At 60.2% G+C, this 15,478-nt stretch carries 14 protein-coding genes; 4 read left to right on the top strand and 10 right to left on the bottom strand.

Annotated elements, in window-relative coordinates; genetic code table 11:
* Positions 1-37 precede the first annotated feature (37 nt).
* The 7 genes from C1D09_RS03495 to C1D09_RS03465 form a co-directional block, all read right to left on the bottom strand.
* On the bottom strand, positions 38-781 hold the full coding sequence (locus tag C1D09_RS03495; RefSeq protein ID WP_143973009.1) for a serine hydrolase domain-containing protein: 744 nt from the start codon (positions 779-781) through the stop codon (positions 38-40).
* Complete coding sequence (locus tag C1D09_RS03490; protein WP_143973008.1) at positions 763-1,287, bottom strand: hypothetical protein; 525 nt, start codon at positions 1,285-1,287, stop codon at positions 763-765. The genes C1D09_RS03495 and C1D09_RS03490 overlap by 19 nt, the downstream gene beginning before the upstream one ends.
* Positions 1,284-2,243, bottom strand: a complete 960-nt coding sequence (locus tag C1D09_RS03485) for a S1/P1 nuclease (protein WP_246135645.1) — start codon at positions 2,241-2,243, stop codon at positions 1,284-1,286. Before C1D09_RS03485 ends, C1D09_RS03490 begins: the two co-directional genes overlap by 4 nt.
* A 113-nt stretch (positions 2,244-2,356) precedes the next feature.
* On the bottom strand, positions 2,357-2,635 hold the full coding sequence (locus C1D09_RS03480) for a hypothetical protein (RefSeq protein WP_143973007.1): 279 nt from the start codon (positions 2,633-2,635) through the stop codon (positions 2,357-2,359).
* 146 nt (positions 2,636-2,781) lie between these two features.
* Complete coding sequence (locus tag C1D09_RS03475; RefSeq protein WP_143973006.1) at positions 2,782-4,152, bottom strand: hypothetical protein; 1,371 nt, start codon at positions 4,150-4,152, stop codon at positions 2,782-2,784.
* A 25-nt stretch (positions 4,153-4,177) separates the two neighbouring features.
* Positions 4,178-5,395 (bottom strand): DegT/DnrJ/EryC1/StrS family aminotransferase, encoded by a 1,218-nt coding sequence (locus C1D09_RS03470; RefSeq protein WP_143973005.1) that lies wholly within the window; start codon positions 5,393-5,395, stop codon positions 4,178-4,180.
* Positions 5,396-5,626: 231 nt separating this feature from the next.
* Positions 5,627-7,246 (bottom strand): AfsR/SARP family transcriptional regulator, encoded by a 1,620-nt coding sequence (locus C1D09_RS03465; protein ID WP_143973004.1) that lies wholly within the window; start codon positions 7,244-7,246, stop codon positions 5,627-5,629.
* Positions 7,247-7,559: 313 nt separating this feature from the next.
* Between C1D09_RS03465 and C1D09_RS03460 the strand changes: the two genes are divergently transcribed.
* The 3 genes from C1D09_RS03460 to C1D09_RS03450 all read left to right on the top strand — a co-directional run bounded on the left by C1D09_RS03460 (position 7,560) and on the right by C1D09_RS03450 (position 11,633).
* Positions 7,560-9,623 (top strand): N-acetylmuramoyl-L-alanine amidase, encoded by a 2,064-nt coding sequence (locus C1D09_RS03460; RefSeq protein WP_143973003.1) that lies wholly within the window; start codon positions 7,560-7,562, stop codon positions 9,621-9,623.
* Between the two features lie 29 nt (positions 9,624-9,652).
* The gene (locus tag C1D09_RS03455; RefSeq protein ID WP_143973002.1) at positions 9,653-11,260 is read left to right on the top strand and encodes a S8 family serine peptidase; all 1,608 of its coding nucleotides are present in this window, start codon (positions 9,653-9,655) and stop codon (positions 11,258-11,260) included.
* A 136-nt stretch (positions 11,261-11,396) separates the two neighbouring features.
* Positions 11,397-11,633 (top strand): hypothetical protein, encoded by a 237-nt coding sequence (locus C1D09_RS03450; RefSeq protein ID WP_143973001.1) that lies wholly within the window; start codon positions 11,397-11,399, stop codon positions 11,631-11,633.
* Positions 11,634-12,177: 544 nt separating this feature from the next.
* Here C1D09_RS03450 and C1D09_RS03445 read toward each other — a convergent pair.
* The 3 genes from C1D09_RS03445 to C1D09_RS03435 form a co-directional block, all read right to left on the bottom strand.
* Positions 12,178-14,019 (bottom strand): type II toxin-antitoxin system HipA family toxin, encoded by a 1,842-nt coding sequence (locus C1D09_RS03445; protein ID WP_143973000.1) that lies wholly within the window; start codon positions 14,017-14,019, stop codon positions 12,178-12,180.
* A 100-nt stretch (positions 14,020-14,119) separates the two neighbouring features.
* Positions 14,120-14,491: a hypothetical protein gene (locus C1D09_RS33615; RefSeq protein WP_246135644.1), complete on the bottom strand. Its 372-nt coding sequence runs from the start codon at positions 14,489-14,491 to the stop codon at positions 14,120-14,122.
* Positions 14,492-14,573: 82 nt separating this feature from the next.
* Positions 14,574-14,831 carry a CsbD family protein gene (locus C1D09_RS03435; RefSeq protein WP_143972999.1) on the bottom strand — a complete coding sequence of 86 codons (258 nt, stop codon included), beginning with the start codon at positions 14,829-14,831 and terminating at the stop codon, positions 14,574-14,576.
* 161 nt (positions 14,832-14,992) lie between these two features.
* Here C1D09_RS03435 and C1D09_RS03430 point away from each other — a divergent pair, with 161 nt between their 5' ends.
* A complete protein-coding gene (locus C1D09_RS03430; RefSeq protein WP_143972998.1) occupies positions 14,993-15,439 on the top strand; it encodes a hypothetical protein in 447 nt (148 codons plus the stop codon).
* Positions 15,440-15,478 lie beyond the last annotated feature (39 nt).

The raw sequence follows: 15,478 nt of genomic DNA, 5'->3' as shown, positions 1-15,478 counted from the left end.
TGAAACGGACCCGGGCCGCCTTCGAATGCGGTGAGCGCTACTGCCGGCGATGTCGCACGGCAGCCGCCCTCACCAAGGCGTCATGGGCACGAAGGGACTCGCATTCGAGGAAGTTCCCATGCCGCCAGTCGCCCCAGTCGCTGATTTGGACCACGAGGGCGTCGGCGTCGGGATAGATATGGACGAACTGCCCGTTGATTCCGACCGCCGTAAAATCGGTTCTGGGCCGGCGGGCCAGCCACCATTCGTATCGATAGTCGAGCGGACAGCCGGGATTGAATGCGTTCGGGTCTGCTCGGGTGCTCTCGTCCTCATTGTGAGGCCCATGTTTGGTGGCGAGATCAAACCAGCCACGGGGGATAAACTGGTGACGGGGCCTATCTTGCCCCTCATGGAGAACCAGTAGCGCAAAGCGAGCCAGATCACCGACGGTGGCAGTGAGACAGCACGCACCAATTGCCGCACCGGTTCTGTCTACCTTCCATTTCGCTTTGGCTTCAGCGCCGATGGCCGACCACAGTCCTCTTTGAAGGAAATGCGTCAGCTTCTCAGGAGCGACCATCTGTTCGGCAACGGCCGCGATCACGCTTGCATCAAGCCCTGAGTAGTTAAAGATCCTGCTTGAGTAATCGGCGCCCCTTGAGCGGCGTTGCTTGGCAAACTCAATGATGCTGGCGCTTTGGTCGTCCTTGACCTCCCTTATGAATTCAGCGCCATCTGAGAACCATCCGTCCTCCTGCCATTGTATACCCGAGCGCATCATCAGGAGGTGTTCCAGCAACGTTCCCGCGTATCCGCTTTTCGGAGGCCTGCGCTAAGAACCGGTACGAAGTGATCGACGGGACGCTGCATCACGGCCTCAAACTGCGCTCGCGTTTTGGCGCCCTTCGTTTCGGCAATCGCACTGCCAAGCAGAGTTGACGTGATCGACTTGGTTGCGGATGCGAGGCCATAGCGCTTGGCGCGGTCATCAGGGTCCGAATTGTCTTCACGACATATGGTGGGGTCATTGTTGAAGCGCTGGAGCCTAATCTGACCCGCCTTGACCACAAGCAGCGCGCAGACCCGGGCGTATTGCATGAACTCGCTGATCGAGCAGCTGGCTGAGACATGTTTCCTGCAGGCAAATGTGATGTCTCCCACATCCTGCCCAAATGTTAGCGGACTTGCTTTCCCAGGAGGTCTTATCGGGGCGCTATGGTCATCGTCCGCCCGCCCGACGCCTCCGCTCAAGGCGAGCAGGATCGCCAGCCATACGCCCAGAAGTCGCGAGCGATCGGCGATCAATGAAGCGCTGCGTTTATCAGATTGCCGAGCCGCATCCCGGCCAACGCCACTTGGCTTTGCGCAAGGCTCTTTGCGGCCTTCTCATAGTCAAGGGAAAGCTGATACGGGCCAGGTCCATTGCCGATCACCGAGCCGTAGGCATAGGTCTGGGCCAAGGCGGCGCTTTCCTGGAACCAACTCTCCGGGTCGCTTCTCGTGGCCAGGATCGGATCTGCAGGGGGCAGCAGAGAGGCTGCGGCAATCGCAGCGCCGGGAGAGGCGGAGTCGCCAAGAAGACTGTCCCAGAAGGCGTGCAGCTTGATTGGCGCAATTTCCCCGACGTTGACCATCTCGTCATTGCCGCCCCTGTCTCCCTTGTCGATGAGTTTGGTGAAGCGCCCCACCGCATGCAGGGGTTGATGGGCGTCGCCGACAAGGTGGAGAAGCCAGACGAGATCGTAGCACTTCAGGTCATCGGTCGCGGTCGTGTCTGCGAGCGCCGTCGTGAGAAGTTTGATTTCTGAAAGGGCGTTCACCGGAGGCGATGGCACAGTCGGGGTGCCATCTGGTGAAAACGGTATGTCGTAGAAGTGCCAATAGGCATGCGCCAAATGATCAGAAGTACCGATGTTTTGGCCAGCGTCCGGGTTTCCAACGTCATCGCCTTCGGACTTATAGCAATCGGGCGTGTGTAGGGATTTGCAATTCAAATCGGTCTTGATGTCGTCTGCCCAGGTCGCCGCGCGAACAAACGCTTGTTGTGAAATCTCGTCGTCGGGCAAGCCTTGTAGGCCCTTGGTCCACATGCCGTAGGCGGGATGAAGTTTGATCAGCGCGTCTACCTTCGTCTTTGTCGCGGGCTTCAATCGACCGTAGGCAATTGCCGCCACTTCCATGTGGCCCATATCCCACCACGCCATGGCGGGAGACATCAGGCCCATCAAGATCGCAAATACCACTGTTACAAAACGTAGCAACACAGCCTCCTTTGTCGGCGTACTTTCCTCGCGCAGTTTACGTGCCCGTCACAAGCTCAATGTCGGCAAATGCTATCTCCGTCCAGAATTCTCTCGTGCCGAACATGAGATGCTCAGCCGGTGCCGAACACCCCGACGGCCATTCCGGCCAGCGCCAGATAGGCGATCGAAGCGATCAGGGCGACGAGCGAAGGACTGGCTTTGGACAATGCTTCCACGAGGTCCTTGACCACCGTAAGGAAGCCGGAGACGTTGGGGACCGCCTGTGTCGAGGGAGCGCCATCGTGAATCGTTTTCAGTTGCGCGATCAACTGCGCGACGGCCGTCGCAAGATAGAGCGCGAATGAAGCGATTGAGAAGTAGAGCGCCCATGTCGCTATCGTGTCTTTCATAAGTCACCTTTGCTTTCTGCGTCGATCATTCTGTTTGGGCAGAAGCCGTCGCCTGTGATTGCCGCACTATTTTTGCTGGCGGATTTTCAGGAGTTCGGCACGTAGCGCGTCGATCTGTGCTTGCAGGCTTTCTGTCAGCCTGCCCGTTAGCGGGCGAAAAGGATCTCCGATGGGCCCGGGAGATCCCCGCCACTGTTACGGAGCGCATCAAGCGGCCCTAAATCTGAAGGGTCCGACGGGAAGACGAGTTTTGGCACGTCCGTGGTTTGATCCGCCATCCCCGGGTAACTGTGCACCCAGGCTCGAAAATTCTGGACCCCAATTGCCACCTGCAAAGAATAGTCAAGGGCTTGGGTGCCACTGACAAAAGACGCCTTGCCGAGATTGGCGAAATACTTCTGGACGGCACCGTCATTGTCGGGATCGGGCGGGCCGGGTTTAAGAAGGCTGGCTGTTTGTTCGGCCAGCGTGTCCTTCAGTATGGCGCGGCCCCAATCCAGCGCCTGGCCGTGACAGGCGATGCAGGTCGACCGAGGATTGTCCACCGGACCGTTCAGGCGTCCGAACAGTCCAAGATTGTGGCGCGGCAGGGCGAAGAATTTCTCCGAGACCCGCGGGTTGACCCACGATTGGCTGACGCGTTGGCCTCCCTGCTCATACTGGAACGCCGTCAAAGTCGGATCGTTGCCCCAACTCAGTCCAACGGGCGTGAGCCGCTCATAAGGTGTGTTGCCAGGCGTGCCGGCATCGTAGATGAAAGTTCCGAACAGCCAGCCCGACAGACCGTTGCGGCGGTCGTCCTTCACCGCGACATCGACTTGCAGGAGGCGCATGGTTGCGACCTGCCCCTCCTTGCCGATCGCGGCCTTCCATTCGAGCGAGCCGGCCAGATACGGCACGTCCGCCGGCGTCGCTGTGGTGAACAGCAGCTTGATCGCGAAGCTACCATCAAGAAAGGCGAAGTCCTTGGTCTTGGGGAAGGCCGGATCTTTCCAGAGCAGCGCCAGCCGGGCACAACCGGGTGCGTTGTAAAATCCGACCGCCCAATTCTCGCCGGATTGCTTTTGACCCGCATGCAGTTCGAACGGCCGCGAGCCACGCTCCTTGGTCATGCCGCGAAGCCGCTCGCGTAAATCCTGAAACCACGGTGCCAGACACCAGCGGTTTTCCTTGTCGTCTTCGATCCGCCAGTCGAGCGTCACATTGTCTTTAAGACCGTAGGCTAGCAACGTGCGTAGATAGCGCTCGGGCTCTTTGGTGGGGTCGATGTCCTTCCAGGGGTATGTCTGGGCCGGATAGGCCGCAAGCGATCCCAGTTTGAGCGAAAACTCCCGCTCGCCCGAACCGGCCTCAAGTGGGTGCGTGCTGGCGCATTCGTACTTAACGCGCGCGGCTTCGCTAAACGGCATGCCTTCCGTGTCGCACCGCTTGTCACCTGTGAACTGCGCCGGACTTGTCGACAACAAGCACGCAAAGAAGATGCTGGTCAGGGAGAGAAAAAGTGCGCGGTTGCCCATCGCCGACCTCAGAGGAAACACTGCATCAGTAATTGCGCTCGGCGACCATCCTGACCGCCGCGACGTAGTCGTCGATATCCGAATCCTTGAAACCTTCATGCAAGATGAAGCGTATGCCGGTCTCGACCGCCGTCTCAGCCCCGGGCAGACTTACCTTGCGGTAGTCGTAAGTGCGCCCCGCCACGACTTCGGCTGGCCATCTGCCCGGAAAGAAGGTCTTGTTCAGGAAGTAGTCGCTTCGGTAGATAGGCTCCGGCACGTAGGCGCCCGACGAACTGATCCCGGCCAAGTCCAACATCTGATCGCGAAACACTTGGCGCGAGCACTTGATCACACCAGGACTGTCGATGCGGAAGAGAAAGAAGAAATAGCTGCTTTCACCGTCGAGCGGCCTGCCCTGCGGGATGATCCCACGGATCTTGGCCAGTTCGTCGTTGAGCCGATCTCCAAGCCTGCGCCGCGGCAGAACCATTTGATCGAGCTTGGCCAGCTGGACTTCGGCCATCGCGCCATCAAGGTCACTCATCCGGTAGTTGGGCGCGAGCGCATGCAGGCGCACGCCACGGCCGTGACGATCGAAGAACTTGTCCGCGTAATTGTGGCACAGAAAATAGTCATCGTCGTTGTGGGTCAGCACGAAGCCGCCCTCACCGCAGGTGATGTGCTTTTGATCGTTAAGACTGTAGCAGCCAAAACGCCCGAATTGTCCGAGAGGCTTTCCTTTGTGAGTCGCACCCAGGGCTTGCGCGCAATCCTCGATCAGCACGAGCCCCTTCGCCTCGCACAGAGCCGCGATGTCACTGATCTCTGCCGGACGACCCGTCAGATGCACCACAACCACGCCACGCGTGTGTTCGGTGATCGCCGCCTCAATATGTTTGGCCTGTGGCATCGCTGTGTCGGGATCAACATCCGCAAACACGGGAATGAGGTTTTGATAGAGGATCGCATTGATCGTGCCAATGTCAGTGATGGGCGTGACAATCACCTCGGAGCCGGTTGGCATCTGCGACGCGGCGATCGCCACATGCAGGCTTGCGGTACCAGACGATGTTGAGACCGCCCGATAGGCGCCGAACCGATCGGCATATCGCTGCATCGTGCGCGCGACCGGCGCATCGTCGGGTTTGCCCGACCCAAGATACCAAAGCGTGTTTTTCTGCAATGCGGCGTCAAGCGCTGCGCGTTCAGCCGCATCGAAGCGGACCGGGCGTTTCGGTATCGGTTTTGTCGGAACAGGCAAGGCGGACCTCCGCGTCAGGCAATGGCGTTGACGTAGAGTAAAGCAGCGCCGCTGTTGGATGGCTAGTCATGCACGGGCCGTCAGAACGCGTATGGATGCGAATTCACGCTGATTTCACGCTCCAGGCGGCCCTGCGAAAAAGTTTCGCTCCAGTCGCCACTGAAATCACGCAAAGTTCTGCAAATATCCAGATGAAACACTGCGCAACTGCCGCTGAAGGGCAAGACCTGTTCACGACCCGCCCACCGACGCAACCGCGCTCTTGGCTATCGTCTGCATCATCGGCAATCGCCGCAGCGTATTGACCGGATATGCCGGGTCGAGCAGCGCGGCGGGGGTAAAGTCGGGCTCCTGCCGCCGCAGAGCACTTACCGAGCGGGCAAGATTGGGCGTGTCGCCGCCCAGCAGATTGAGCGCGACCTCGTAGCGGCGTGTCGACACGAAATCTGGCCGGACCCGCAACGCCGCTTCCGCATGCACAAGCGCCTGTTCGTACTCCGACAGAGCCACTGCCGCCATGCAGGCAAAGTGCTCGAAGTAAAACGCGTAGGGGCCGTTGCGGGCCAGGGTTAGGGCATGGCCCGCCGTTCGGTAGCCTTCCTCGAACCTGGCATTGGTGGTCAGGGCGTTCGAGAGCAGAGCCCATCCAAGCGGATCGGTGGGGTCGCGCTCGACTCCTTGCTGCGCCATTCGCAAGGGCGTGCGCAGATTGCCCTGATGCACATACTCGATCTGCGAGCTGATTGTCTGCACGATAGCATCGTCCGGCGCGTGTCGCAGCGCTTCGACCGCGAGCTCCGTTACAGACGGCGCGTCGTCGAGGAACGACATCGAGCGGTGCTGAAACAGCGCCGCATTGCGCAGAAAACCGCGCCACACCAGGTAGCGGCCACGCGGCTCGATCTCGAAGGCACGTCTGAACAGCCGGTCCGCATTGATTAGGCTCGGCTTGTCGAGGCGAAAGAACAGGTCCTTTGCCCGGCGTTCGAGCACAAAGGCACACGCGCCTGATCCCTCGATCGCGGCGTGCTCGGCGAATGTGCCCATGACGTGTTCCACCGCACTGAGTGCGAGCTTGTCCAGACTGGCAGAGTCGTGCATCGCAGCCATCGTTCCGGGAACGCTGGCATTGTCTGACCACAGCTTGCGCCCATTGTGAATCTCGCACGAGAGAAACACCCCGTCGCTCAGCGCGACTGACAATAGCCGGATCAACAGTATCGACTGCGGCGCTCCATCAGACGAAGCTACGCCGTGCCCATCGCCGGCACCGCCGGCATCCATGATCTCGATATCGTCGATCTGTCGAAGTGCGCCCAGAATACGGTTTTGCAGCAACCGCGCGCCGACATCGGCCGCCGGCGATCCGCGCGCATCACTGCGCACCATCACCATTCGCTTCGATTTCGGTCCGGCTTTGCGTCGCTGCGCCCATTGCGCCAGCGCCCGGCCGCGCAGGTCGCCGATAAGCGTCTCGAAAGCGCGATCCCGCACGTCGACGCCCTCAAAGGCCTCGACGCTGCCACCGAGCCCGGCATCGGCCGGTGCTTCACAAACCAATTCGAAAGCCGAGGGATCCAACGTGACGGCATGGCGCGACGTCATCAGCAGAGCCCGATGCGCTCCGAGCGTCCGGCGTATTTCGCTCAAGGCGGCGCGCAGACTCCCGGCCGCCTGTTCGGGCCCGCGGTCGCTCCACAGACGCTGCTGCAGCCACCCTCGCGAGCGCGAATGACCTGGCGCGGTGGCGAGAAGCACGATCAGCCCGCGCGCCTTGCTGCCGTGCGGAGCGAAATCCCGGCCTTGCTCGTCAATCAGGCTTAGCTTGCCAAGAGCATTCAGCTTCAGCATGTCTCCCTGCGCCAAATATTCCCACCAAGGATTCAATATCCCACTCTCTTGTACTTGGCTACCGGCCACGCGGTACGAAAATCATTCTCTTGCAAAATAATACAGGCCGGCATCTCGCAGATGAACCCAAGTCGCAAAGACGACAGTTCCACGAACGGGGAATTTTTCACGAGCAATTCACGCCGAGAATTTCAGGCATGAACTAGGATCGCCAACATTCTCGCTCGAAGCGAAAATCAAACAAAGTCTTTGGGACACGCCGGTCCATCGTTGCCGCCTGGCTTAGAGACTTTTTGCGCCATAGGAGGACGCCTTGGACAGTTCCGTACCAACACTCCGCAACAGGAGATCGAACCGCAAGGGCGGCCAGGTCAATGCCGCTGCAGGCGCCCCTCTCGGCATAATTGTCGACCTGCTGCCACCGGGATTCCCCACGCGGCCCGGAACACACATCCGGCCAACCACCCTGACCATCCACAACACGGACAATGCCTCGCCGGGGGCCGACGCGGCGGCACATAACCGCTACATACGCGGTGCCGATGCCATCGCCCGCAAGGTCTCCTGGCATTTTACCGTGGATGACCGCACGATCTACCAGCACTTGCCCATCTACGAGAAAGGGTGGCACGCAGGCCCGGCGAACGCCACAAGCGTCGGCATCGAGATCTGCATGCATCGCGGCATGAACGAGGCGGCCGCCTACGACCGCGCAGCGAAGCTCTGCGTGTTTCTGGGCACGCAGCTGGGCATCGCGATGCCGCAGGGTCTGCGCCAGCATCACGACTGGACAGGTAAGAATTGCCCGCGCGTGCTGCGAAGCCGGCCGGACGGCTGGCAGGGATTCCTGGATCGAGTGGCGGCTCTGAGGCGGGGAGCCCGCGCCAGCACAGTTCCGGACGTCACATTCCTCTCGGCGTCGACGGCGTCTGCTGAAGCATATGAGGCTGCGGCGGGCGGCGAGGACGCGCTCACCGAAATAGATCGGCACTTTGCAGAACATGCCGAGGATACGCCCGCACAAGCCCTGCCGATCCCTGCAGGCGACCCCATTGCGTTTGCCGTCTCCACCGCCGCCGAGACCTACTGGCCTGTGGTGACGCGTCATCCGCGCGCTATGGAAGTAAACAGCCGACTCGCCGACGGCGGCACTTCCGGCGGCAATGCTTCCCGCCGCTTCATGGCCGACCGAAATGGCGGAGCGCGCTACCATTGCGCAATCGATCTCTATTGTTCGCAAGGCGATGCCGTCGTCGCCGTCGAGGATGGACGCATCGTCAATTTCTACCCCTTTTACCAAGGCACCAACGCGCTGCTGGTTCAACATGCGGGTCATGTCGTCAATTACGGTGAGGTGGCGCCCAACTCGCTGACTGCTCTGGGCCTTCGCATCGGCGACCGGGTGCGGGCGGGGCAACGGATCGGCACGATCGGTCGCCTCAACATGCTGCATTTCGAAACCTATGCCAGCGGCACAACCAGAAACTACTCCTGGCCTCAATCCAGTCCGCGCCCCAGCCGCCTTCGCAATCCCAGCCAGCTTCTCTTGAATCTCGCGGTCTCTGCCGAACGCCTCGACACTGATCAATCGGTATCGCGCGTCAGCGTCATCGCGCCGGAGAGCGTGAAGACCCTAAGCGCGCCCGCCATTGCCTTTGCGCCAGCGGCCATTCCTGCGATGGATCAGAAGGACTGGCACTCCTTTGGCAATGGCATGCGGGAGTGGCGCTATGACGAGCGCGGTCTCGACACCAGAGAACACGGCGTGATCACGAAGCAGCGCTGGGAGCAAAGCCTCGACACCATGCGCAAGATCATGGAGTACATGGGCGTTGAGTTGCTGGCCGCGAGCGCCAAGCACGGCATACCGCCCGCGCTCCTGATGATGACGGTCGCAACCGAAACACACATCTACAAGGCGCAGAAGTTCACCGGCCCCGAGACGTTTCGGTGGGAAGCCCATGTACAAAACGACGATGTAAATCCGCCGACGCTGGGAGACTATTCGGCCGGTCCCATGCAATCGCTCGGCACGACGGCGCGCTGGATCATCCGCGCGAAGGGAGCCGAATACGGCCTTCACTACATGCCGTTCGAAATCGCGCCGGTCTATCCGGCAAAGCCCGATCCCAGACCCGCCGATCATCCACTCTACTCATATGCGGCGAATCTGGATTTGGGTGCCGCCGAGATACGCATACGCCTGGGCAAAAGCGGCCTCGATCCAATCTTCGTGGCGGCTGCCTTCAACGCAGGTGGACTTTACAAGAGCCCGCACAGCCCGTGGGGCCTGCGAACCTACGGCGACCATCTCGACCGCGCGGCCAAATGGTACGGCGACGCCTGCGACTATCTCATCGAGATCGGAGTCCACTAACACACAGCTCGTCCTGAGAGGAGAAAATCATGGCATACGAATACAAGGTCATGGGACAAACCGTGCGCCTCGACGTTGATCCCAGTGCGGTCGCGGTCCAGTTTCACCCGACACAACCCAACAGCGTTCGCATGACCGCCACAGTGGCTTCGGGAGCCGGTCCGTTTTCGAACCGCTTCGACATCCCAGGCGAGGACCTGACGATAATACCGGTTGATCCCACCGGGCCGAATGTCGCCGACCCGGTGACGAGGGCTCAATCCGAAGGCGCAATAAATGCGCTGAACGAGCAGCCAAGTGTGATGCGGGCCGCCCCGGTCTTTCGAGTAAACGGCAATCAGGTCGTGGCAAGCGATCGAATCCTGATTGGTCTCGACAAGCCTGCCATGAAACAGGCAATCCTGAAGAAATACAAACTTGTCGAGGTGAGCGCTACGGACGACCGCATCGTTGCGCGAGTTTCCAAAGACGCGGACGTATTTGCGCTAACAGCTCAACTCGATGACGAGGCCGCCGTACGCTTCGCTGAGCCCGACCTTGTGACCATAGGCAGGCACATCCCCAAGCGACCGGTCGGCCAAGCGCAACCACCGCTGAACCCGATCGTAACGGATCAATACGCAATGCGTATCACGCGCGCCAGCGAAGCTTGGGCCATATCCACGGGGAATCCGAGCATCCGCATCGCTATTCTGGACGAAGGTGTCGACACCAGACACCCGGATCTTGCTGGTGCGATCACGGGCACATTCGATGCTGGTGACGAGGATACCTATCAAGATCCCAACCCCTGGGACGGTCACGGAACGGCTTGCGCCGGACTTGCGGCCGCCGCCGGCACCGCCGGTATAGGTGTTCAAGGATCGGGTACCGGATGCTCGCTGCTAGGGGTCAGGATCGCCTACTCCGCCTACAAAGAAGGGCCTTGGATCACCAGTAACTCCAAGATCGCAAACGCCATCGAATGGAGTTGGAAAAATGGCGCCCACGTCCTTAGCAACAGCTGGGGCGGCGGCCTCCCTTCCAACGCTATTTCGGAGGAGTTCGAAAAAGCTCGCACCAGAGGTCGTGCGGGGCTGGGCTGCGTGGTCGTCATCGCTGCCGGCAACTATTCGACTGCCGTACAGTTCCCTGGCACTTTGCCGAATGTGCTGACGGTTTCTGCGACCAATGAGTTCGACGAACTCAAGACAACGACCAGTATGGACGGCGAGAACTGGTGGGGCACTTGTTTCGGTCCAGAGATTGGCATTGCAGCGCCAGGCGTGCACAATCTGACAACCGACATCTCAGGCACTTCCGGCTACGCCGGCGGCGACTACTTTCCGACATTTAACGGAACGTCATCGGCAACGCCCATTGTCGCGGGTGCGTGCGGGCTTGTGCTGTCGGTCAACCCCAACCTGCGCGAGGATGAGGTTCGAACGATCATCCAGCAGGCCGCAGACAAGATCGGCCCATATCCCTACGGCGCGAGCGGACGAAACGACTATTTCGGTCACGGCCGGCTCAACGTTCTCGCGGCGGTTCGGTCGGCGATACCTGCGGTCGCGATCACGGATGCCGCGGCAAGCCCGCGTAAGAACAAGAAGAAGACGGACGCCGGCAAGAAAGCGGCGAACCATCCCGTAACATAAAACGAGCTCGGCATGAGTATGCCGGACCAACCATTGTACGCCAAGCGAGGCGTTTGACTTCAGGGACTAGAGAACTAGGCACTCCGCCATGACGGCGGAGGCTGGCATCGTTTGACCAAAGCAAAAGGAGAACATCATGAATACCCAGGAAGCATCCGAACTGATCATGCGCGAAGTGAACCAAGCGCCTGGCTCGATCGGGAGTGCCGGAGCGGGAGGAGATTTCTGCTCCATATGGCCCAAAGCAAAGCCGATACTGGAATTGCTTTCCGGCATCGCCATCCTGATTCCAGGGGTGGGGGCAACGGCGGGTGCCGTCCTGAAGGGCTTGATCGTCGTTGGCGACAAGATAGCCGAGGAAATCTGTCACTGACCATCGGCGATTGCCAGGCAGGTCCCGTCGGCTGGCGCCGGGGCTTGCCATCGCTCTCATGAAACAGGGATGCGGAGCGATGAGCCAACTGCGGGAATTTCAGGCCGTTTGAGACAGGGCGGCAAACTCTCTGGCGATCAGTAGCAGCGGATCCTTGCCCAGCAAGACCAGTTGGACGACCTTGTGGAAATGACGCGGGAAACGCCAGCGTTGCTCACGCCGACAGATTGGTCCCGCGATCTGCGCCGGCGGCCTCGCCATCATGGTCGGCCATACCCAGGCCAGTGGCGTGCCGATCCCTAGCAGAGCGGAATGAATACCCCCCGACTAGGTTTGACAACTCGCCGGCCGGCAGTGGATTGCACCTCTTTATGCAGTCCACATCTATTGCCAATATTATGAGGGTCAGCATTGCCTTCATCGTTTTGATTGAATTTGGATAACCTTCACACGTTGCATCAATCCCACGTCAGCGACGGCAGCCCAATCTGGGTGGGCTTCTCGGTGAGAATTCGTCCCACTTGTTCACAGCTCGATCCAGAAGCTACTCAAAAGTATCAAGGCGTTCGCGGACAATCCCGCGCATCTGCGCTGCCCGTTCAGCGCCGACTGAACCATCTGTCAGTGGTGGCGGCGGCACGAGCTGGTCCAGCCCGTGCGCAAGTGCTGCAATCAGTTCATCCATGGCCGCATCCGCAGCAGCCGCCGGGATACCCGCGGTCGCCGAGAACCGCCGGAAATCCGCTCTCTTCAGCCGTTCGTCCTTGCCGGTGATCTTAAGCGCCATGTGGTCATGCTGCAGGTTTGGAAACACCCGCGTCGCCACCGCGTCGTACAGTGGCGCCAGGCGTACCGAACTGAAATCTCGCCTGCCTGGCTCGGCGATCTTCAGCACGGCCATGTTCTTGAGATGCATGTCGCCATCCGCGATCAGCCACGCGAACAGTGCCCGCCTCAAAAGCGCCAGCAGGTCCGCATCCGCATCGGTCGAGAGGGGGCGTAGTGCACCCGCGATCCGCTCCATGGTGCCCGTGTATTTGTCTTCCGTCCGCACGCCGAGGACTGACGCCATGTCCTCGAGCGCCATACGGCGCAAATCATCAAGGCTGGTACGGATGTCGAACCGCTCAACCGCAAGGGCGTGCGGCATGCCATCGGGCATAGCAACGAGCGCAATCGCCGGAACGGTGAAGCCAGCCGCGCGGCCGAGTTCCATGGATTGCCATTCGATTGCGGGCAGCGCCTCAAATCCCGACGTGCCGGCCGGCTTCAGAATATGCGTAAACGGCTTGTTGGTACTCGGTATCAGGGTGCCGTGAGCATCCAGGAACATCGGAGCCTTGATCTGCACGCCCGACAGGCGCGGTGTTGCGCCCGTTGCGAATATCCGCGCCAGGTTCTGTTCGAACGTATCTTGGATATCGCCGCGACCGGGACCGGCATAGATCCCAGTGAACATATGCTGCGTCGTGAAGGTGTTCAGCCGCGTCAGCAAAATATCAGCGGGCAGGGCAGCCAGCTCGCTCGCCCGCTCCACGATCGTGATATTCGACATATAGCGCTTGCCCGTGCGCAGCTCTGCCCGCTCGTCCGGGTTGTTCAGCACCCGGCCCAACCAGCCTTCCGGCAGCAGCGATTCAATGAAAGGTGGCAGTCTGCCGGGCGTGGTCTGCCGCACGAGCGGCGGTCCGTCCGGATCTGCACCATGCCAGCGCCATTCGAAGCCATCGTGCACAAGGTTGCCGATCGGCACCCCGTGCCAAGCCACAATCAGGTCGAGCGCGGCCTGGTTGGCGACGGCCATCGCCGCGGCCGGCTTGCGTTTGAGGAAGCGTTCGGCCGCACTCCCTTCATCAAGCCAGTCATTGTCACGGGCGAGCTTAAACACGGCGTCGGCGGCGCTGTCTGGACTGCCGTACTCTTCAATCAGGCGCGCTGCGATTCCTTCTTTCATCGTTTCATCGAACGAGGCCGCATGTTCGCTCCGGATGCGGAAGGCTTCCAGGAAACGCTGCCGCAGCGAAGACACGTCCACACGCAGTTCGCCCATGTCGTCGCCGACAATCGCCCGCGCGACGGACGGATGGTTCGGCGCTTTGTTCTGGATGATTTCGAGCGTTCGGATACGCTGCCGGTGGACGCGACGGCCGGTCAGGAACAGGCGGCCATCGCGCATCGGGCCAAGCAGTACGGCACTGGCGGCCGACAGGTAGGCGTTCGGATAGAGGTATTTGGCGAGGCGTACCGCGTGGGTCCGCACTGTCTGGTCTATATCGTCGTCGGCATCGACATAGATACCGCGCATCAGCTGGACGAGCTTGCCAGCCTCCGCCTGACGGTGACCACGCATTTTGTCGATGTTTTCGCCGACGAGATGGAGGGGCATCGATGTAACTTTCGCGCATTTCAGATACGCGATAGTTACAGAACTTTGACCAAGGGTTCAAGCCGGATGAACTATCGCGCATTTCAGATACGCGATAGTTTCATGCGGCGACATTGCCAAGCGTCACGGAGGTGGCGATCTTCGACGGCTTGGCCGACTGGGGAGCCAACACGGTTCGAGAAGTCGCTGCCGGCTGATCGGCGCTGCGACCGGCAATCTCTTTACTGAGCGGTGAAAAAGTCAGCAGGGCTTTACCCCTTTCCCCCAGGAGGCAAACAAAGCGGTCGGGTGTGCCCGTTTTTCCGTTACGCGCGATATAGGCTTCGCCGAGGACAACCGTCTTGATCGGCACGTCCTCCACATTGGTTTCCGCCTTGCTCACCGCAACGCTTTCCATGTCGATAACAAGATCGCTGATGTCCTTGGACTTTTCCTGCAGAGCCAAAAGGCCGGTGGCCTTGCAGGCAGTCACCGCTGGATCGTCGGCGGCCTGAGCAGGCCGCCTTGAGTTAGCATGCCGAGCACGAGTGAGGCTCCGAGAAATTCTTTTATCATCATGTCGCCTTCCCAGGAAAAGCCCTCGTCGCCGCAGGCCGGAATTTTTCAAAACGACGCCGACGCAAGGCCTTGTCGATAAGGTCCTTCACGGCATCCTTTACCTTACCCTTTGCGATCTGAGCCTTGCCCTTGGCCTCCTGGATTTTTCCTTTCACCTGCTCTTCATGGTTGTCGGCTGCCTTGCCAATACCTTGACGCGCCTTGCCGGCGACCTCGTTGACTTTGCCTTTGATCTTGTCGGATGTGCTTCCCACGGTGGCTGCCCCTTCGTTAGCGAGATGTGCCCGAAGTAAAGCTGCAGACCTACATTTTGATGCGATTGGCCTCGCCATTGTTGTAATCGACGGGTTGACAATCGCTCCTCAATGAGGACGCGAAGCCTCCGCTTCGCCTTGAGATCGAACGCCGCCTGCGCGTGCATCTTGGGGGCGCCAAGCTGGCGGTGCTGCTCGTTCCGATGGCGAACTCGCAACGATCGAAGACCCGGGCCTTGGCGGCGCGGATAGCAGCCGTTGTTCCGTCCGCTGTGGCGGTGCCCTGGCTTGACCAGCTCGCTGCTGAAACCGCGCCCGCCGTCAGGGATGCCGCTCGCGCTGCACTGCGTCAACGCCACCTTGAAACGGCGGCACTGGCTCATCGTGATCTGATTTCGGAATCGCCGAAGCCCCTTCAGTGGGCTCGCCTGGCAACGATCATGGAAATCGTCGACCCATATTATCTGTGGGCCTGCAACGATCCAGCAAGTCTTGGCTCGACATTCGACGCACTCCCGCATGAGTTTTTAGTCGAGGCACGGCAGTTGCGATCGCGGCTTCTCAAAGATCGCGAAAACGCTGCGTCCAAAGCGGATAGGGATCATTGATGCAGGCCATCGATGGACGCGTCGCCTTATGCGCTTGAG

This window comes from Mesorhizobium intechi (genome assembly GCF_002879535.1).
GTDB lineage: Bacteria > Pseudomonadota > Alphaproteobacteria > Rhizobiales > Rhizobiaceae > Mesorhizobium > Mesorhizobium intechi.
The sequence above is the reverse complement of the archived record's forward strand: the minus strand, read 5'-3'. Positions and strand labels throughout refer to the sequence as shown.